The sequence below is a fragment of the Calothrix sp. PCC 7507 genome (assembly GCF_000316575.1).
GTDB lineage: Bacteria > Cyanobacteriota > Cyanobacteriia > Cyanobacteriales > Nostocaceae > Fortiea.
This window is the reverse complement of record NC_019682.1, coordinates 1975592-1995429: the sequence shown is the minus strand read 5'-3', so window position 1 is coordinate 1995429 and position 19838 is coordinate 1975592. Positions and strand designations below refer to the sequence as shown.

At 42.7% G+C, this 19838-nt stretch carries 13 protein-coding genes; 4 read left to right on the top strand and 9 right to left on the bottom strand.

Annotated features, from left to right (window positions below):
- Positions 1-8 precede the first annotated feature (8 nt).
- Positions 9-1514 carry an ATP-binding protein gene (locus tag CAL7507_RS08685; protein ID WP_015128091.1) on the top strand — a complete coding sequence of 502 codons (1506 nt, stop codon included), beginning with the start codon at positions 9-11 and terminating at the stop codon, positions 1512-1514.
- 71 nt (positions 1515-1585) lie between these two features.
- Here CAL7507_RS08685 and CAL7507_RS08680 read toward each other — a convergent pair whose 3' ends face one another.
- Together CAL7507_RS08680 and CAL7507_RS30685 are read right to left on the bottom strand one after the other, a co-directional pair.
- The gene (locus tag CAL7507_RS08680; RefSeq protein WP_015128090.1) at positions 1586-4150 is read right to left on the bottom strand and encodes a DUF3769 domain-containing protein; all 2565 of its coding nucleotides are present in this window, start codon (positions 4148-4150) and stop codon (positions 1586-1588) included.
- Between the two features lie 443 nt (positions 4151-4593).
- A complete protein-coding gene (locus CAL7507_RS30685) occupies positions 4594-4710 on the bottom strand; it encodes a photosystem II reaction center protein I (RefSeq protein ID WP_010995449.1) in 117 nt (38 codons plus the stop codon).
- Between the two features lie 1529 nt (positions 4711-6239).
- On the opposite strand from CAL7507_RS30685, the gene CAL7507_RS08675 reads away from it, so the two are divergent.
- Together CAL7507_RS08675 and glgP are read left to right on the top strand one after the other, a co-directional pair.
- Positions 6240-6563: a hypothetical protein gene (locus CAL7507_RS08675; RefSeq protein ID WP_015128089.1), complete on the top strand. Its 324-nt coding sequence runs from the start codon at positions 6240-6242 to the stop codon at positions 6561-6563.
- An 804-nt stretch (positions 6564-7367) separates the two neighbouring features.
- Positions 7368-9932 carry an alpha-glucan family phosphorylase gene (glgP, locus tag CAL7507_RS08670; RefSeq protein ID WP_015128087.1) on the top strand — a complete coding sequence of 855 codons (2565 nt, stop codon included), beginning with the start codon at positions 7368-7370 and terminating at the stop codon, positions 9930-9932.
- 62 nt (positions 9933-9994) lie between these two features.
- Here glgP and CAL7507_RS08665 read toward each other — a convergent pair whose 3' ends face one another.
- The 4 genes from CAL7507_RS08665 to CAL7507_RS08650 form a co-directional block, all read right to left on the bottom strand.
- Entirely contained in the window at positions 9995-10720 is a 726-nt protein-coding gene (locus CAL7507_RS08665; protein WP_015128086.1) for a DUF429 domain-containing protein, read from the bottom strand.
- Positions 10721-11260: 540 nt separating this feature from the next.
- Positions 11261-11677: a methyl-accepting chemotaxis protein gene (locus tag CAL7507_RS08660; RefSeq protein ID WP_015128085.1), complete on the bottom strand. Its 417-nt coding sequence runs from the start codon at positions 11675-11677 to the stop codon at positions 11261-11263.
- A 449-nt stretch (positions 11678-12126) separates the two neighbouring features.
- On the bottom strand, positions 12127-12453 hold the full coding sequence (locus CAL7507_RS08655) for a type II toxin-antitoxin system VapC family toxin (protein ID WP_015128084.1): 327 nt from the start codon (positions 12451-12453) through the stop codon (positions 12127-12129).
- Positions 12450-12713: a hypothetical protein gene (locus tag CAL7507_RS08650; protein WP_015128083.1), complete on the bottom strand. Its 264-nt coding sequence runs from the start codon at positions 12711-12713 to the stop codon at positions 12450-12452. The genes CAL7507_RS08655 and CAL7507_RS08650 overlap by 4 nt, the downstream gene beginning before the upstream one ends.
- Positions 12714-13012: 299 nt before the next feature.
- Here CAL7507_RS08650 and CAL7507_RS08645 point away from each other — a divergent pair, with 299 nt between their 5' ends.
- Complete coding sequence (locus CAL7507_RS08645; RefSeq protein WP_015128082.1) at positions 13013-15871, top strand: HEAT repeat domain-containing protein; 2859 nt, start codon at positions 13013-13015, stop codon at positions 15869-15871.
- Positions 15872-16184: 313 nt separating this feature from the next.
- Here CAL7507_RS08645 and CAL7507_RS08640 read toward each other — a convergent pair whose 3' ends face one another.
- From CAL7507_RS08640 to CAL7507_RS08630, 3 genes are all read right to left on the bottom strand, one after another.
- The gene (locus CAL7507_RS08640; protein ID WP_015128081.1) at positions 16185-16712 is read right to left on the bottom strand and encodes a hypothetical protein; all 528 of its coding nucleotides are present in this window, start codon (positions 16710-16712) and stop codon (positions 16185-16187) included.
- 310 nt (positions 16713-17022) lie between these two features.
- Positions 17023-17733: a diacylglycerol/polyprenol kinase family protein gene (locus tag CAL7507_RS08635; protein WP_015128080.1), complete on the bottom strand. Its 711-nt coding sequence runs from the start codon at positions 17731-17733 to the stop codon at positions 17023-17025.
- A 55-nt stretch (positions 17734-17788) separates the two neighbouring features.
- Positions 17789-19525, bottom strand: coding sequence for a DUF3685 domain-containing protein (locus CAL7507_RS08630; protein ID WP_015128079.1), 1737 nt, complete (start codon positions 19523-19525; stop codon positions 17789-17791).
- Positions 19526-19838 lie beyond the last annotated feature (313 nt).

The window sequence follows — 19838 nt, the reverse complement described above, 5'->3', positions numbered from 1 at the left end:
ATGATCAAATGGTGCAGGTGAAAGTCTTAGTAGTTGAAGATGAAGTGATTGTGGCTAGAACGATTGCTAGCCAACTCAATCAGCTAGGTTATATAGTTACAGGTACAGCATCTTCTGGGCAAGCTGCTATTACTAAAGCATCAGAAACTAAACCAGAAATAGTATTAATGGATATTATCCTCAAGGGGGATATGGACGGTATTGCTGCCGCCAATTATATTCGGGAAAATTTAGATATTCCGGTAATTTATCTAACTGCATATGGTGATGACCATACTTTAGAACGTGCGAAAGTTACTCAACCTTTCGGTTATATAGTTAAACCATTTACAATTAAAGATTTACAAATATCTATAGAGATAGCTCTATTAAAACACCAGTTGGAATGTGACTTACGGGAAAATCGAGATCAGTTAGCAACTCTTTTAAATTCGATGAGCGATGCTGTAATCGCTACAGACGATCAGGGAATTGTCACATTTATGAATCCAGCATCGGAAGTAATAACTGGCTGGACAAGAGAGGAAGCTTTGGGAAGTGAGGTTTCAAAAGTTTTTCATCTGGTCGATGAGGTTACAGATTCAGAGATAGAAAACCCCGTTACCAAAGTGTTACGAGAACACCAGGTTGTTTATTTAGCCAATTTCACCTCTCTAATTTCTAGAGATGGCAAAAGAGTTCCGATTGGAGATAGTGCTTCACCATTGATGCGACGACCTGACCAAATTAGTGGTGTAGTAGTTGTTTTCTGGGATATTAGCGAAAGACGACAAACAGAATTTCTACAGGAGGCTTTAGAAAAAGAGCAAGAAGTTAACAATCTCAAGTCTCTATTTATTTCTACTGTCTCTCATGAGTTCCGTAATCCTTTGACTGTGATTCAAACTGCGGTTGAACTCATCGATATTCAGGGAAATAATTTGACAGAAGCTAAAAGAAAAACCTACGTCAAGCGAATTCAAAGTGCGGTGCAATCCATGAAACATCTCATGGAAGATGTGCTATTCATGGGTCGCGCTGAAGCAGGAAAACTTGTATGTAACCCGGCTCCAATTAACCTGGCTATATTCTGTCGAGAGCTAGTTGAAGAATTTTCTGTTGTTGAAAACAACTTACATCCAATCGTTTTTACTTGCCATACTAGTAGTACAGACGCTTATATGGATGAACGAATTTTACATTACATGCTCGTGAATCTACTCTCCAACGCAGTGAAATATTCTCCATCAGGTGGAATGGTTGAATTTGACCTCAACTCCGATGTGATTGAGGGTGTAGCAATTTTTCAAATTCGAGATCATGGAATTGGTATTCCTGAAGCCGACCAAAATCAACTTTTTGAATCATTTTATCGAGCTTCAAATGTTAGATCAATTCAAGGTACTGGATTGGGTTTAGTAATTGTTAAAAGATGCGTCGATGCTCACCAAGGTCAAATCACTTTCACTAGTCAAGTTGATGTAGGTACTACATTTACTGTTAGGCTCCCTTTGCACAATTTGCCAACTGACTAGGGATTGGGGACGGTTGACGGTTGACGGTGGTTGACCAATGGCAAATGACAAATAACAAATGACAAATTCCATTACCTTTCCTGTCGCACGCCACCAACAACAGGCTTCACTTGTTGATCAGAAAATGGATCAGTACCTCCACTCCAGTTAAAGTCACTAATCCGGATGCTAAAACCACCCAATTCGAGAACTGGATTGTAACGTAAGGTGAATCCATAGGTGCGACGGTTGTATTCTACAATGTAGTCAGTGCTAGTTTCTTTACCTGTATCTAAGTTGACGGATGTTTGAAAGCCTACGCGAAATGGCCCATATATCTGTTGTGTAATTCCAGCACTCAAAACTTTGTTATCAACAGAGCGATCGAACAAAAAAGGCGATAATCCACTGTTGAGTCCTTGAGAATAAGTGACATTGAAGGCGGTGTAGTCTAAATAAGAGCGAGAGAAATTACCAATTTGCCCTTGTAAGCCGATGGTGCCAGTTAAGGTGCTTTGGTTATCGCCATTGGTGTAGTAACTAGTAGTGCCTGTAATACCAGCGATCGCCCGCAAGTAAGGAACTACTGGATTAGGTGAGTATCGTAATCCTTCCGTGGGGGTGGCTGGTAATGGTTTTCCCTTCCACAAGAATACACCACCACTGAGGGCAGCACTGCCTTGTACACGTCCTAGAGAGATGCGATCGTTTTCCCGGTTTGGTTTTAACAAGTCTAGGCGATCGGTGTTGGCATCGATGTACTGTGCGCCGCCTTGGTAGCTGAGATTGATGCCGCTGTCACCCAAAGGAATCACAGGAGAGACTAGGACACCACCCAAACTACTCTGGACTGTCTGAAAGCCCAGGGTGCCATTGTAGAGGCGATCGCGGTAGCTGTATTCTAAATTCAATTGATGGGGATTTTGGTCCCCTAATGTCTGACGCAACCTTAAACTTGCCTTCAGATTATCTTCTACTTTGCTGAGGTCTAGGCTAGTTAGCTCCCCATTGCCTTCAATTACAGCCTTGGAACTCAAAACAGCATTCAGTTTTGATCTGATCCCAAACATCGACCCGATGTTATCAGCGTCACCTTGCACAGCCTTTTGCACAAAAAACTGGGGCGTGATACTGAAACGTGTTTTTTCTGTATCAACTATTTCAAAACCACGCTCAATATATAAACCACCCCGTTGAGTACCATCAAAACCCACAGAAGCGATCGCCGGCGTCACATCACGTTCGCGACGATCAATCCTCTGCTGATTGCGGGGAATACCTAGAGCGAATTTATTGTCAAAAACTAGCCGCGAATTCTGGCTTGTGATGTTGTCTACTAAAGGTGCTTCCCGTGTCAGAGTCACCTCCGCAGCCCGTAACTGTAGTTCTGGGGGGGAAAAAGGGTCATTGGTGATGCGGACTTCTTTAGCCTTCCAGCCTCTAGGATAAAATTCAATGCGATCAGCTTCAAAGCGCACCCGGTTGATCACGCCCCCTGATTTTGGTGGGGCAATGTTACTGGCATTTGCTGATCCACCGAAGGTAAATTCGATTTCTCCGGGACTTGTGACATTAGTTAGGGGTTGATTAGCTCGAATGCGATCGCTCACCGGACGTTGTGGTACGCCACCAGATGACACATCAGTAGGTAAAAAAGCTACATCTTTTTCGGCTGTGGGTAAGTAAATTTCCCCTCTACCATTGAGCAATTCCCCATTATCTTGAATAAAGTTATAAGTAAAGCGTTGTCCCCGTAGTACTTGATCTCCACGAGTTAAGGCTACATTGCCTTCGCCCACCGCAATCAAGTTATCTAAATTTATTTGTAGGCGATCGGCATCCACTACCGCCCCATCAAATCGCACCACCACCTTACCCTCAGCGGTGACAATCCGCCGTTTGTCGTCATACACCTGTTTATCGGAAATAACTTCGACAGTTCTCTGTCTGACAGGCGGTGTGTTAGCAGCTGGCTGAGTTGGTGACTGATTTTTCGGAGTTTCTGGAGCCGCAGGTGCTGGGTTTTGTGGAGTCGGAGCTTTGAATTCTATCGTGGAGGGTGTTGCTTGGGCGTTTGTGGAACTCCGGGACGTAAACTCTATAGTATTTTGTACTGGTGGAGAACTTGGGATACTTTGGGTAGCGGCTGCAGGGAAATTGCTGGTATTTGTCGATGCTTTAGTTTTAGTATTACTTGGCTGTGTTGGTTCTGCGATCGCCAGCGCTGCTGGCGGAAATACATTCTTGCTATTTACGGATGTTAAAGCAACTTGCTCAGAAATTTTTGCCTCAGCCACACCAGGCTGATCTGAGCTACCACCATCACGCTCCATAGAATAACCTACTGCCATCGGCTCTCCCAACAATGCCGCACTATTAGAACTGGAGATAGGAGAAAATTCTGGCGGGAAAGTTTCTGGTGTGCTTGGTTGAGATAGGGCTTGGGAAGCGACTAACTTATTCCGAGTCGCCTTGACGGGAGAATTCTCCTTTTCCCCCCTAGTCAGATGTTGGGACTTATCTTGATTTTCCTGCCTCCCAGTGTCTGTTTCTACAACTGAATGGAACTTTGCATCTTTAGCCGATGAGACCAAATTTGCGGGTTGTAATGGTTCGAGGATAGAAGGCGGTGTAGGCGGCAGAACTGGATGAAGCATATTTCAGCACAATCAAGCTAACAAATAGCCAATAAATAGCCGGAAGGACGAATCACACCCTATGCTATCCGAATTCGCTTCCTGCTGATTACTGCAAACTGCCCGCAGAAGGACACTGGATTGCTACGTCAGTGCTGTGTAGACGACGTTCAAAAAGGGATTTTACGCCACTTGTTTTACTTGGAGAGAACTCAGAGCAGCAACTTTAGCCACTCTGAACTTCGCGGGAGACTCCAAAACAGTAGTGACTTCCTCAGAGGAACCGCCGAAAAGGTTTTTAACTAGAGGGAAATGGTATAGACTTTCACCTTCCTGTACCCGCAGAAAAAACCCTTAATTGCACAGAACGCGGCTTGCAGTAGATTAGAGCAGGGTAGCGAGTCCTTAACTTTTGGTGTCTTCCGCCTTCCGGCAGTCGTGTACAGATTTTAGTTGTCGCGCTTCTACTCTAAATCCCGACGGCCGGGGTTACGAGCTGGGTCGTTCGACAAAAATCCGAAGACAAAGATAGCAACAAAGAAGGCAACTACAATATAAACAGCGATTTTTAAAGTCAACATCAGAGATATCTCCAAGGGGTATGAGCAAGACGCAGAGAGCTTCTCTCTCAGTATCTGCTATGCAGAAAAGATAGCTCCTTTATATTACCCAAATCTCGTCCCCTTTTTAGATAACTGATAACCGTCAACCGTTAACGAGTATAAAGAGTGTTTATCTAAACTAGATGCACATTAGCCTACATAGTTCCCCAAAGTTGCCTTGATGAACTACTAGTTTACTCTTGTGACGTTTGCAAACGGTATAGGTTTCCCAACATCAACAGAAAATAGTCAGATATAAACCGTAGCTGACATCTTGCACCAGTGGCAAGAACGCATTTTTTGTAGGGTCACTGCCTGGGCTGTTGACTTTGTACGAAATTAGCTAAAAATTATCATGCAATTTTTGTGTTTGCCGTAGGGGCATCGGTACTGCCGTGCCCTGGTGAGAACGTTAACTACGACTATTATTTTGGATGATGCATTTTGGGCTGAAAACCCTCAGAGTCAACACCCTAGGCGATGCCCACCCTACGGTTATTGAGAATGCTGCAAGATCTCAGGTAGGGGCAATTCGGTTGTTGATCTGTGTCAACTTAAGCTTAAATCCTCTGAGTGTATGAGTTTTGCCCTCTCCCCTGGGTTTGGGAGCTACAGTGTACACACAAGTTATCGAATCACTACCAGTCCTCGAATTACCCCAGCCTAACCTTTTGGTAAGTTGATTTGTAGAAATCACATAAGTCTTCTGTAACATTTTCAACGCAACTATTTAGAGGATGTTTGTAAAGTCCCAGACAGGTATAAATTGTCATTCTGAACGGAGTGAAGAATCCCAATTTTTCGTTGAGGCTTAAGATGCTTCTCTTCGAGAGGCTACGCCAACACTCCGCAGAGCTACTTCCAGCATGACAAAAACTATACTTTTTAAACATCCTCTTAGGACTAGTAGTCTGTCAGGGTTGAAATGAGGGACTGTAGTGTGAGCATCTCGCTCACGCGGGCTTTTCGGCCCGCACTACCAAAAACCCCTCAAAACAAAATTGACAAACCACTAGTATTTGATTTTTGAACCCATTAAGTACTTTTGAAAACATGTGCAGGCGTAGCTATAGCCACAGAGGATGAAGGAATATTTTTAGTGGCTCCATCTCCAGGAAGAAATTTATTTGAGTATCACCTTGCCCAAATAAAATTTAAGATGAACTCAAGTTTTTTTCGTTGTTTGCAATCACATAAAATAAAATATTTTTGTATGTATAGTTACAAATCAAGCATTTTTTTTACTTATAATAATTAGCATTGATCTAGAATTAAACGTTTTAATACCCCTTTCCTGAGTAGTACCTTCTAACTTTACCTTTTGCCTATATCGGCAAATTTGTAAATCACCCAAATGGATGAACCAAGAGGGTGATGTGTAGTTGGTGCTACTCATTATAAATTCTGAAGAAAACCCAGACAAATTTTGCTTACGAGATTACTCACCTCGACAAAAACAAATACCCAGAGTAAGGTATTACTTTCAACTTCTACACTAAGTTAAAATTATGATTCTTATAAAAGAAATTGTCCAACAAGTTTTGACCAGTGGTTATTTAAGTATTGCAGATCAAAACCAAATGCAATTGCTACTTCAGAGCAATTATGACTCAGAAGACTTGGATGCTTTTATAATTTTGCAGCGAGCTATTGTTGCAGGCGAGATCAAGCAAGAATCACGCAGTCAAAAAACGACTCTTTCCACTGCAGGAAAAGACGCTGCAGCAAATATGAAACTTGCTTACCAAATTGCAGCTGAGATGGCTTTTGCTGCAGCTATGGCTTTAACCATGCCAAAAGGTAGCAAAGACCAGACTTCTTTCGGTGCATAAAATGTTACTTTATTACTTGCTGCTGGGTGAAACTCATTTCACCCACTTGCATACTTTAAAAGTAGTAACGATAGAACTTCTTGTTGCTAATGCTGCTTTAAGTGAAACTAAATATAATTAAAAAATTATTAAAAATTGGGCTTTTATTTAGACTCGCAGTAGGCTATTTTCAGGTTAATTCATGGGACTAGTATTTGATTTTTGAAATATACGTAGGGAAGTCTCCCTCGTCATTATGATCAACTTTAAGTGATAACCCTTGTACAATCTCGTTTCCAGCCTCAGACTGGAAATGCACATCTCAAGTAAGTCGGCACAATAAAAGCAAACTGCGTGAATAAAAGTAAACAAGGCTCAAACCCTTCTAACTATTGTCTGGCGGGGCGACAATTATTGACGCCGAGTTACTTAGGCAGATCTGCCGCTTTTAGTAGAGGTGGCAGCCCCTAAGATGGCGTCAATCAAGAAACTAGGTCTCTTGACGAGGTAATCTCCCAAAGATTTTGCAGTTTAAAAATGGGCACAAAATAAAATAAATATTAATAAAGTTTGCACCTGAAAGATAACCTGTTTTAACTTCTAAAACAGCAAACGATAATTAAATATTACATTGCCAAGTACCTAGTACACGAAGAACCCATATCATGAAAATGATCCCTGGTGTAGACTTTAGCAATGACGGCAATAATTATACCAATGCTTAACAAAGTCATAGCATTCTTACAAACATGGTATAAACAATTGGCAATATTGGGTAAAGAAAGTAAACAATAGCCATAGCTAAACTTGGAGTTTTGCCAACCTATGCAGCCAATTCGTACATTTAACGTTTCTCCTTCACTACCGCAGCGACTAGAACCATTGCGGCCGCTAGCACACAACTTACACTGGGATTGGAACGTTGATACCAAAGATTTATTTCGTCGTTTAGACCCCGATCTGTGGGAGTCTAGCCGTCATAACCCAGTTCTAATGCTCGGTACTATCAGTCAATCGCGGCTTTCGGAAGTTGTAGAAGATGAAGGCTTCCTCGCGCAAATGGATCGCGCAGCTCGTCAGTTAGAAGATTATCTGCAAGAACACACTTGGTACCAAAAACAGCGGAGTCAGAAACCAAAAGAAGTATACGCTTATTTTTCGGCTGAATTTGGACTTGTAGATTGTTTGCCCGTTTATTCTGGTGGTTTGGGTGTTCTCGCGGGGGATCACCTCAAATCTGCTAGTGATTTGGGGCTACCGTTGGTGGGTGTAGGCTTGCTATATCAGCAAGGCTACTTTGCTCAATATTTGAATGCTGATGGTTGGCAGCAGGAACGCTATCCAATCAATGATTTTTATAATATGCCTTTGCATCTGGAACGTAATCCGGATGGTTCAGAATTGCGGATTGCGGTGGAGTATCCAGGACGGCAAGTGTATGCCCGTGTTTGGCGTGTACAGGTGGGGACTGTGCCACTGTATCTGTTAGATACAAACATTGAACCGAATAATCCTTACGATCACGACATCACAGATCAGCTTTATGGTGGCGACATCGATATGCGTATCCACCAGGAAATTATGCTGGGGATCGGTGGTGTGCAGATGTTGAAAGCATTGGGCTATAAAGTCACTGCTTATCACATGAATGAAGGTCACGCTGCCTTCTCTGCCTTGGAGCGTATCCGCGGACTAATGCAGGAAGAGGGGTTGAGTTATGCGGATGCTAAACAGGTTGTAGCTTCTAGTAATATCTTCACTACTCATACGCCGGTGCCCGCAGGGATAGACTTGTTTGCTCCTGACAAGATTTTGTATTACCTGGGATATTATGCAGATATCTTTGGCTTGCCTAAAGAGCAATTTTTAGGGCTGGGGCGAGAAAATACAGGTGATTTATCCGGGCCTTTCAGTATGGCGGTGTTGGCGCTGAAGATGGCGACGTTTTCTAACGGGGTGGCGCAACTGCATGGTGTGGTTTCACGCCAGATGTTTCAGGGCTTGTGGAAGAAGGTACCAGTGGATGAAGTGCCGATCGCCGCAATTACTAACGGCGTTCATGCCCGCAGTTGTGTCGCGAAATCAACTCAGGAGTTGTACGATCGCTATCTTGGCCCCAACTGGTCATCAGCACCAGTAGATAGCCAATTGTGGGAGCGCATGGAAGCCATTCCTGATGAGGAGTTGTGGCGCAACCACGAACGCTGTCGCTTGGATATGGTTTTATATGTGCGGGAGCATTTGGTGAAGCATTTACGCGATCGCGGTGCTTCTGCTTCAGAAATTGCCCAAGCCCAAGAAGTTCTCGATCCCAAGGTTCTCACTATTGGTTTTGCCCGCCGCTTTGCTACCTACAAACGCGCTACTTTGTGGATGCGTGATTTAGATCGCATCAGGCAAATTTTGTTGGGTAATAAAGACCGCAAAGTCCAATTTGTGATCGCTGGGAAAGCACACCCCAAAGATATTCCCGGTAAAGAACTCATCCGTGACATCAATCATTTTATCCGCGAACAACACTTAGAAAAACAAGTAGTGTTTGTTCCTAATTACGACATTCATATTTCTCGGTTGATGGTGGCTGGTTGCGATATCTGGTTAAATACGCCACGTCGTCCCCGCGAAGCCTCTGGTACCAGTGGTATGAAAGCCGCAATGAATGGATTGCCTAATTTAAGCGTCCTGGATGGCTGGTGGGATGAGGCTGATTTTGTCCGCACTGGTTGGGCGATCGGACATGGTGAAAACTACGACGATCCCAATTATCAAGATGAGGTTGAAGCCAACGCTCTCTACGATTTGATTGAGAAAGAAGTAGCACCCCTATTTTATGACCATCGGGATGCTGATGGCTTGCCCCGTCCGTGGGTTGCCAAAATGAAAGATGCCATCCGCCTGAATTGTCCGTTTTTTAATACGGCGCGGATGGTGCGAGAATATGCAGAACGGGCTTATTTCCCCGCCAGCGATCGCTACCACACCCTCACTGCTGATAATTACCTCCCAGCCAAAGAATTGGCAGAATGGAAAGCAAATGTAAGTGAACACTGGTTCAATATCACCATCAAAGATATTGACGTATCAGCAGCCGCAGATATTGAGGTTAACCAAACCGTTGCTGTCAAAGCCAAGGTAGACTTGGCAACTTTGACAAACAACGATGTGCAGGTAGAACTGTACCAAGGTGCGATCGATGCCAATGGCGATATTGTCAACGCTATTCCCGTTGTCATGGATTACCAAGGAGAGGATGCTCAAAAATTAAGTATTTACACGGCTAACATCACCTACACAACCTCTGGTTTACAAGGCTTGTCTTTGCGGGTATTGCCAAAACACAAATACCTCTCCAGTGCTTATGAGCCAAGGCTAATTGTTTGGGCAGAATAAGCCAATTTTAGATTTTGGATTTTGGATTTTAGATTAGTAATCCAAAATCTAAAATTTAAAATCTAAAATTCTTTGGGGATGACAATGTAGCCAGTAGTGCGATCGCCTAATACCAAGTTACGTTGTGATCCCCAATACCACCAATGTGCAGCAACATAAGCGCAAATGAGGCTATCTAGTTGATCTTCTGTGGCTTTGAGTGCTGCGCCGGTGGTAGGGATTTCGATAGAGAATGAACCGCTCAAGCGTAGCGGAGGTTCCAGGTTGGGTAAAATATCGAGAATGTAATTGTAGAGCTTAATTAGTTCTAAGCGACGCTCATTGAGGCGTCCTTTTTTATATTTGAGGATGCGTTCTAAGTGAAAAAGATTCACTATTGCAGGATGGGGAAAAACTTCTATTTGATGTCTGCCGAGTTTTTGTGGTTCGATAGTAGGTGCATGTGCAAAACCGCGAGATTCTAATTCTAAGCCAAAATTTACCGTGCGCTCTGCAAAGGCTAAACCCAGATTAGCTGGGTAACATCCAGCATGATATTTACCAAAATATTTGTGAGTAAGTTTGTCAGGTAAACGACTCCCCGTAGCGTTAGGAATCAGGGTGGGTGCATCTACGGCGATGATTGCTGGTTCCCCTGGTTGTACACAGTTATCAATCCAAGTCAGAATGTCTGCGATCGCTTCTTGGCGATCTAAATCAAGTAGTTGTAGTTTTTCATCTACTAGTTGTAAATAGCATAGTCCACTTGGTTGGGATTTCCAGCCTAAATCAATACCGAGAAATTTCATTTATTTTTCTTTTTCTAGCAAACATATCATAAGGGCACAATATTGTTCATTGGTGTCAACTTAATGCGAAACCCATAGCCCGCCTCAGAATGAATTCTGAGTCTCATAGCAAAAGTCATCTAAAGATTAGGACTTACGCATTGATAGGAACCCTTAAATATACATAGCGCAAAAACCACATATTTCGTAGGGGCACGGCACTGCCGTGCCCTCAATAGCGCGAGGCATAAGGTAATTCCCATTCAGCTCCGGTACAGCATGATATCGGCCTTGTGTCAGGGCATGGCAGTGCCCACCTGTGTCAACTTAAGCTACAGACGAATTATTGCAGAGCTTACCTACCCGCCTTGGAATAAATTCCAAGGCTAATAGCCAAAGTTTACTAAAGTAAACTGAAGATTTGTGATAATTTTTAGTCATCTTTAGATGACTTTTGTTATTAGACTCCGAATTCATTCGGAGGCGGGCTATGGGTTTGGCGTGGTTTCACGCTAAGTTGACACCAATGGGCAGTGCCATGCCTCTACGAATGTGCTTGCGTCAACGAGAATCGCCAGAAAATGAGGATGTTTCTGTTGTTGTAGCTTTGAGACGAGTAGCTGTGCTTTTACGGATGCGTAGGCGTAGCCCGCCGCAGGCATCGCTTTTGCGAACACCACCAGCCATCTCATATTCAATGCTGTCTTTGCCATACTTAAAAGCAACACCAATCAGCATTTTTTCTGAGAGGTCGCTTAATTTTTTTTCCAACTCTTTCATCTCAGTTTTGGAAGAGTCAATCACAGCTAAAGCAGTATTATAAGTATCAATTTTAGTACGATATTGCTGAATTAGTTGTGCCATATTTTGTAAATTGCGGCTATCACCAAAATCCATAGTTGGATCAATTGCTTTGAGTCCAGAGGTTCTTAACTCAGCTTTTTCTAAAACGCGAGATGTGCGTCTTTTACGAGACATAGCTATACTCCTGATAAATACTTCCAGAGCTAGTTTGTCTTAATCAAACTGTATTCCGCTTCAGCAAAATACGCAAAATGTTGTATTTTTTATGAAAATTTTTGGGACTAATATTAGTGTTTTTCCTTAAAGACAAAGAAATTATTTTTACCTAAGAGATTTTTGACTTCTCTAAAAAGTTAGAGATATAAGCCTTTTAATTGTGTCGTAGCGACAGCAACCTGTGTGCTAACGACAAAACTTAGTGTCGTAGCGACAACAACTTGTGTGGTAACGACAAAACTTAGTGTCGTAACGACAGCAACTTGTGTGGTAACGACAAAACTTAGTGTCGTAACGACAGCAACTTGTGTGGTAACGACAACAACTTTTATGATTACGTTAACGTTGATGACCCTAACGACGCAAAACCCAGCAACTTCGAGGATGTTGGATTTTCTTACGTCAACTCAGCCTACAATATAAGTAGCTGGGAGGTTGAATTGTTGGGCGATTTCCCAAGCTTGTTGATGAAGTTGCCGATCATCGTAAAATTGAATAGATAAATTTAAAGCATTGTCGAGAGATTCCTGAGCTTCCTTATGCAACAATTGTTTTGCCAGTTGCATTCGATGAAATACATTTGTGACTTCGTAACACAAGAGAATTGGAGCAATAATCTGAGTTTGGTTTTGCTCCCAATTATCCCACAATATCAGATAGGGTGATGTTTCTGGGGTATTAGTTATTAATTTAACTACAAAATTAGCATCCACACAAATAAATTGTCCGGTCATAATTGTTCTTGGCGAGGAAACAAATCTACTAACAATTGTTGATCCCGTTCTTCTCGCATTTGATGAATGATTTGGTCAACATCCGGTTCAAAAGATTGACCACTACGCCTTTGCTGCATAGCTTGAGCATTAGCTAAAACTTTTGGACGTAAGGTTTGCCAATTAGATTGAGATATTAATTTTTGGTTTAATAATTCTCGTTCTTCAATAGATAAAGCTTTGATTGCATTAGCTAAAGATTCAACAAGCTGGATGTTCATAGATTTTTTTACTACATTACTAAAACAGGCATTCTATATGATGCCTATTTTTTGCTGATTGTTAATTAAAGTAGCACATGAAGCCTTTAACTAATGAGGCGATCGCACTTTACTTAAAGAGGCTCTATGGTAGGGTGTGTTAAGGCTACGTCAAAATTTGAGCGTTTAAGAAAGTCAAAATTAGCCGTAACGCACCGCCTTTAATGGTCAAAATCTAAATTATTTCAGTTAAATTGCGTAATTTCAGGCTAAAGCCGTGTGTTAATAAGTAAATAGGATGCACCTAAACAAAGTAGCACATGGAACCTTCAACTACTGCCGCCATGTCTGACGACAAGCCGCTTCCCGTCTACGCACTTGGCACTGTAGTCGGCACTAAAGCCTTAAAAAAACCGGGCAAGAGAACAGTTAAGAGATTATTAGCTGTAGGTGCAGTTTCTTTATCTTGCCTATGGTTGTCTTTAGTGCCAATGGGTGAGGGATGGGCGCAAACTAGTAGAGATGCAGATATTTCTACTTATATTCAAAAGTTAAAAGACAAAGATGCAACTGTTCGCTACTTTGCTGCTGGTGCTCTGGGGAGGATGGGAGGGGAAGCAAAGGCGGCGATTCCCGCTTTGATAACGGCTTTGCAGTCCGACAAAGATGCAACTGTTCGCTACTCTGCTGCTAGTGCTCTGGGGAGCATGAGAGGGGAAACAAAGGCGGCAATTCCCGCTTTGATGACGGCTTTGCAGTCTGACAAAGATAAAGATGTTCGCTCTAATGCTGCTGGTGCCCTGATGAGTATGGGAGGGGAAGCAAAGGCGGCGATTCCCGCTTTGATGACGGCTTTGCAGTCTGACAAAGATAAAGATGTTCGCTCTAATGCTGCTGGTGCCCTGATGAGTATGGGAGGGGAAGCAAAGGCGGCGATTCCCGCTTTGATGACGGCTTTGCAGTCTGACAAAGATAAAGATGTTCGCTCTAATGCTGCTGGTGCCCTGATGAGTATGAGAGGGGAAGCAAAGGCAGCGATTCCTGCTTTGATTACGGCTTTGCAGTCTGACAAAGATAAAGATGTTCGCTCCTTTGCTGCTGGTGCTCTGGGGAACATGGGAGGGGAAGCAAAGGCGGCGATTCCCGCTTTGATTACAGCTTTGCAGTCCGACAAAAATGCAACTGTTCGCTCCTTTGCTACTTATGCCCTGATGAGTATGGGAGGGGAAGCAAAGGCGGCGATTCCCGCTTTGATGACGGCTTTGCAGTCTGACAAAGATGAAAATGTTCGCTCTAATACTGCTGGTGCCCTGATGAGTATGGGAGGGGAAGCAAAGGCGGCGATTCCCGCTTTGATTATGGCTTTGCAGTCCGACAAAGATAAAGATGTTCGCTCCTCTGCTGCTGGTGCCCTGGGGAAGATAGGTGAAAGCTTTCAAGACAAAGCAGGTATTATGCCTTTTGCAGAGTTAGACAAAGCCATAGCAGACTTAGAAAAAGCACTCAAAGCGTTAAAGGATAGAAAAGATAAAAAATTAGACATCAGCATCGCCTCCGTCACTCGATCGCTTGATGCCTTAAAAACCAAAAGACAATCCCGCCTCCTCGACAGAACTCTAGAATGGATGACAAAACATCCTTGGGTAACAGGGGGATTAATTTACATTATCTTCTTCCCCTCCCTCTGGCTCATCCTGTTGCGGGTGCGTCCTTTGTGGATATTACACGTTAATAACGCCCTTAAACCCTTAGCTAGTTTTAAATTACCCGATGCCCTTGGCGGTTTAACTTTCCCTATCCGCACATTATTATTTATCGAATTCTTTAACTATCACCCCAGAGTTCTTGATGCTTGGGTAGAAAAACGCCTCAACTCTGCCAAACAAGGATTTAACAAAAAGAAAACTGTCACTGAACGTTCTATTTACGTCCCCATTCCCGTAGTTTTAGATAATAATAATCTCGCACAACTCACAGGCACAGATTTACAACCAATATTTAACCAAAAACGAGCAACCTTATTAATATGGGGTGAAGGTGGTGCAGGTAAAACTAGTCTGGCTTGTACTTTGGCGCAATGGGCAATGAGTGACGATGAAACGCAACGCCTATCTAAACACCGGATGCTACCAGTATTAATCGAACAAGAATTAGATCATCCCTTAAAAGAAACTATCGGCGGACAACTGCAAGCACTAATTAGCGAAGCCCAAGCAATTGATAATGACTTATTAACTAATTTACTCCGTCAACGCCGGATTTTAGTCATAGTAGATCACTTTTCGGAAATGAGTGAAGCGACACGCAACAAAATTCATCCAGCAGAAACAGATTTCCCGGTAAACGCTTTAATTGTCACTTCTCGCTTAGAAGAAAAACTAGACGAAGTGCCAAAAACCACAATTCAACCCCTGCGCGTTGCTGGCGATAAACTCTCATCTTTCATGGAAGCTTATTTAACCCAACGCCGCAAACGTGATTTGTTTACTGATGTGGAATATTTTGATGCTTGTCGCCGTCTTTCTTTGATGGTAGGACAACGCAATATTACAGTGTTGCTGGCGAAACTCTACGCCGAACAAATGATTGCCACAAAAGAAGGAACAGCAATTGATTTACCCGAAAATATCCCTGATTTAATGCTGGCATATCTCAACGAACTTAACCGCGATAGATTAGCAACTGAACCAAATAATCGCACTGTCCAAAGCGATGCTAAGGTAATTGCTTGGCAATGTTTAAAAACAACTTTTCGCCCCACATCTGCCAAACTAGAAGATATTTTAGTTGCACTTGATGACAGCGATACAGCACCAGAACGTTTACAATTTTTAGAAAAACGCCTGCGTCTTATTCAAACTATCGGCGCAGCGCAAGATAAAGTCCGCTTGGCATTAGATCCATTAGCAGAATATCTCGCTGGTTTATATTTAATAGATACCTATGGTGCAGATACAGCATTTTGGCAAGATTTTCTCTCACAAGCCAACGCTATACCAGATGTGGAATTAATTAAAGGTTTTTTGTTAGCAGTGCGGGATTGTTGTTTAGCAAAGGGTAAAGAAGCAGGCGTTCCCGACTTTGTAGCGGACGAACTAGCTTTGAAAACTGGTTTAACTACGCCAGAACCTGCGGTGTTAATTGGTAATACTTCGACTTCGCTCAGTACAAGTTCGTAATTTGTAATTAAAAGACTGAGTTAAGAAATTCAAATGTAGTGGTGTGTCTAGGCTAAAATGTTGCATTAATGCAATCAAATGAACCACCCATAAAAGACAATCTCGTTCAGTTGCGAAGTAGGGGCACGGCATCCTAAATCTTTTCGGTAAGCCGATAATCTTACTAGTGCCGTGCCCGTACGATATCCTTTTCGGCAAGCCGATAATCTGACTAGTGCCGTGCCCGTACAATGTATTTTTGGTTAACGCACAAATTTAGGCTTGACACGCCACTGCGGACTGTATCATGTTTGGGCGATCGCCAGAACACAAATTAGCAGTCAGTCTCATTTTCAATTGATTCAAAAAACTGCGCAATCTCTTTAGTCGAGCAAATGTGATAAACACTTTTGGTGCTTTGAGCTTGCTTGATATACTCACGATATTTTGGGGTTAAATATTTTTGACATAACCACAGCGCACGGTAGCTATTAAGTGAACTCTTTAATATTGGACTGTTTTCCGGCCAGCCTGCTGGCGATTTAAAGAAACCTGTGATTAGTCGTTTAGTTACCCACAAAAAATGCACATATAGCGGTAAATCGACATAAACTAGAGTATCCGCCTCGTCCAGTCGTAGCCAGAGGGTTTCCATGCAACCAAACCCATCAATAATCCATCGCTCACTAACTAAAATTTCCTGATGGGCACGTTTATAGTCTTCATGTGGAACCTCAATTCCCCCTGATTGATATTTAATTTTGTCCAAGACGTGAAGCGGCAAACCAGTGATTTCCCATAATCTCCTGCTGAGAGTTGATTTACCGCCTCCAGCATTGCCAAACACCGCTACTTTTTGCATCGTCACTCTCCTTTTAGTGCAATCAACTCACCTCATTAAATAGATTCAGTAAATTGCCAGGTTTTTCCGATTTGGGGAATGCATTTTTGCCCCAACTGCATTTGAGATAAGTAAGTCGGTGAGAATAAACCTAACTATGTAACAGATTGTAAAATCGGCATAAACCTTGCGATTGCTTCATTCCACTTCGTTTCATTCGCAATGACATAGCGTGAATTATTTAAGCCGTTCTACTTAGTGTCAGGCCGCAATGTTATACCAATTTACGAGAAATCTGTATCATTACCTGTTATTCAGGCGATCGCTTTTATCATGGCACAAGCATCACTAACCATACTACCCCCGCAGCCACTAAGGGCACACTAAGATTATCTGTACCGTGGGGTGAAATACCTTCAGCTAGTGTTGCTAAAGCACCACTGAGAATACTTGCTAAAAGTACTCTCTCTAAACTATGAGATACTGCTAACGGACTAAAGAAAGAACCCGGTAGTAGCAACAGCACCAGGAATATGGCTGTTGTACTGGCCATGAACATTGTGAGTGAACCTTCCCAAGTACGCACAGAATTTCCCACTTGGTATTTATGTTTCCCGAAGCGTCTCCCAATTAAAGCCGCCAGTGCATCTCCCCAAGTCATCGCCATCACCCCAGCCGCAGCGATGGGAACGCGATCGATTGGCCCATCTGGTCGCCACAGTAGCCCAAATAGCAGCGTTACTGAAATAGCAAAATAGATAGTACCGGGGGAACTGTCTTCAGTGTCCATTGCGCCTATGAGTCGATATCTATATAACAGGTAATTGAGTCCGATAAACGTAGCGAAGGGTAGAACTCCGATTTCCCAGGTGTCAAACAGCGACAATACACCGAAAATCCACATCCCTGCGCCGACATGGATTATCTTACGAGTTAAATCCGGCTGTACATCAAACAACCTCCGCAGCCCTTCGCCAACAATCAGTAAACTCGTGGCGTAGCCATAGGAAGCTATAAGTCCCATTAAGTCGTCATTTGTCATTTGTCATTTGTCATTTGTTCACTGATAACTGTTCACTGATAACTGATTACTGCTCTCACTTATTGCGTCGGAGGTTTTTTTCTATTAGCGAAACACTACCAATACCTTGTAGAATACCACGACCAATTAATCCTAGACCTCTGCCAATTATTTGGGTGAGAATGAAGACAATACCGCTTCCCAAGAAACTTAATAGTGATTGTATGCGGGGGGCGATCGCATCTCGAAACTCTAATATCAGGGTGACTATTAAGGGAACTCCCGTTAGTTGGGCTAGTTCTTGACTACGAGGTGCATAAATGGAAGTTTTGGCAATACCGCGAGGTGCAATTACCAATAGCTCATAACGGCTTTCAAAAATTGCTGTTGGTTCACTTATATAACGATTTAAACGATATTTCCAAGATAAATTGTTTCTAAAACGCTCAATATCTCGTGTGGAAATTAATTTGCGATCGTAAAAACCTTTCTTCATCATCTCTAAATCTGCTAAAGAGTTTAACAGTGGTTGAGTAGCACCATTCGCTACCTGAATCAACAAATTCTCTAAAATTGCTAATGCTTGTGACTCAGCTTCATTGCTACCTACTGGGTAGGAAGTGTTATCAACTTGTAAATCTGTTTGCAAGAGCAAATAAGAAAATAACTCTATGACTAAAGGAATTTTGTTGAGAATCTCTGTTTGCACTACCAGAGCATTTTGCAGGAGAAAGCCGACAACTTCCAGATGGCGATCGCCTATTTGTATTAAAGAAAATTTACCAAAGAAATTTGTAATTGTAGTTTCCCATAAATCACGTAATATAGTATCCTTTAAATCGTCTAATTGGTTGTTCTGGATTTGAATATCACGCAGTTCATCTAACTGTTGAGATAATTTTTGTAAGATTAGATAAAGTAATTCCCGTTTTTTATCTTCGCGTAAAATGTCAATCTCTAAAGGGATATCTGTGACATTTTGTAAAGGGAATTGCAGTTTATTCACACAATCTGCAAACAAAGCAGATTGCAAAGCTCTGGGGCTAAGTAAAGATGATGTAATTTGACTTGGTTGTAAGTCTGATGTGGTAATGGTATCACTTAAGGAAGGAATTAGCGGCGGTGGCTGCTGCTGTTCTTGTGGTGAAGCTAACAACCGATTGAGTAGCCAACGCGCCGCCAATAATTCTCGACGTTGTCCAGCGAGAATTGCTTGATCTATAAGTGGTAATCCGGGGACTTGCAATTGTGCTGTTACTTTTTTTAAAGCAGCTTCAATATGATCAATTCCTGACAAACGCAAATTATGACGCAACCGAGTGAAAGAGAGTGCTGAGTTTTGAGTAATGATTTCCCCTCTCTCCCCCTCTCCTCCTCTTCCCCTGTCCTCAAACCAAGCAGAACCACCCGCAGCAACTTCTCCCATAGCAGCAACTAACTCAGAAATCGGTGTACCTTTGGGACAGTAACCATCTACACCAGTAGCCCTAGCGGCTAACAGCAGTCCTGATTCAGTAACAGAACTGAGGAGCAAAATTGGTAAATGGGGGTACAGGGTTTTCAGTTGCTGACAAAGTTGTAAACCTTGCTGCTGACGGTTGCGAGAACGACTATTACCTAATTCCAAAACCACTAAATTGACTTGGTGAGGATCTTGTTTGGCTAGTTCTGCTAAAACCTGCAAAGCAGCAGTATCTGTTCCTACCTCCGCTACTACTTGCAAGTGAGGAATTTCTGCCAAAGCTACCCGCAGTCCGAGGCGGAAAATGGGGTCTTGGTCGATTAATAATAATTTTAAAGGGCGATCGCTCATAGTCTGCTCAAAATAGAGACAATGTTTTTCCTCTGTTAGGAAATGATTTTGATAAGCTGATGCGCGTCCAAATTATATAGGACTAAAGCTGCGTGTCATATTTTTTTCGTCTAGGTTGTCAAGAGTCAACCCCTCTCCTTCGGAGACGCTGACGCGTAGCTTGCTTCCACGAAGTGGTACGGCTACGCTCATGGCAAGAAGTCAAGAGTCCAAAAAACCTTGACTCTTGACACTTATACGAGAAGATAGGTGTGCCAGTTGCGTAAGTTCTGTTATGTAAACACTCTTTATGGTTGACGGTTGGCAGTCATCA

Excerpts from the sequence above, each read along its gene's own strand:
- CAL7507_RS08645 (WP_015128082.1), top strand. The coding sequence starts at position 13,013 with ATGGAACCTTCAACTACTGCCGCCATGTCTGACGACAAGCCGCTTCCC.
- CAL7507_RS08635 (WP_015128080.1), bottom strand. The coding sequence starts at position 17,733 with ATGACAAATGACGACTTAATGGGACTTATAGCTTCCTATGGCTACGCC.
- CAL7507_RS08660 (WP_015128085.1), bottom strand. The coding sequence starts at position 11,677 with ATGTCTCGTAAAAGACGCACATCTCGCGTTTTAGAAAAAGCTGAGTTA.
- glgP (WP_015128087.1), top strand. The coding sequence starts at position 7,368 with ATGCAGCCAATTCGTACATTTAACGTTTCTCCTTCACTACCGCAGCGA.
- CAL7507_RS08630 (WP_015128079.1), bottom strand. The coding sequence starts at position 19,525 with ATGAGCGATCGCCCTTTAAAATTATTATTAATCGACCAAGACCCCATT.
- CAL7507_RS08680 (WP_015128090.1), bottom strand. The coding sequence starts at position 4,150 with ATGCTTCATCCAGTTCTGCCGCCTACACCGCCTTCTATCCTCGAACCA.
- CAL7507_RS08685 (WP_015128091.1), top strand. The coding sequence starts at position 9 with ATGGTGCAGGTGAAAGTCTTAGTAGTTGAAGATGAAGTGATTGTGGCT.
- CAL7507_RS08640 (WP_015128081.1), bottom strand. The coding sequence starts at position 16,712 with ATGCAAAAAGTAGCGGTGTTTGGCAATGCTGGAGGCGGTAAATCAACT.
- CAL7507_RS08675 (WP_015128089.1), top strand. The coding sequence starts at position 6,240 with ATGATTCTTATAAAAGAAATTGTCCAACAAGTTTTGACCAGTGGTTAT.
- CAL7507_RS30685 (WP_010995449.1), bottom strand. The coding sequence starts at position 4,710 with ATGTTGACTTTAAAAATCGCTGTTTATATTGTAGTTGCCTTCTTTGTT.
- CAL7507_RS08665 (WP_015128086.1), bottom strand. The coding sequence starts at position 10,720 with ATGAAATTTCTCGGTATTGATTTAGGCTGGAAATCCCAACCAAGTGGA.
- CAL7507_RS08655 (WP_015128084.1), bottom strand. The coding sequence starts at position 12,453 with ATGACCGGACAATTTATTTGTGTGGATGCTAATTTTGTAGTTAAATTA.
- CAL7507_RS08650 (WP_015128083.1), bottom strand. The coding sequence starts at position 12,713 with ATGAACATCCAGCTTGTTGAATCTTTAGCTAATGCAATCAAAGCTTTA.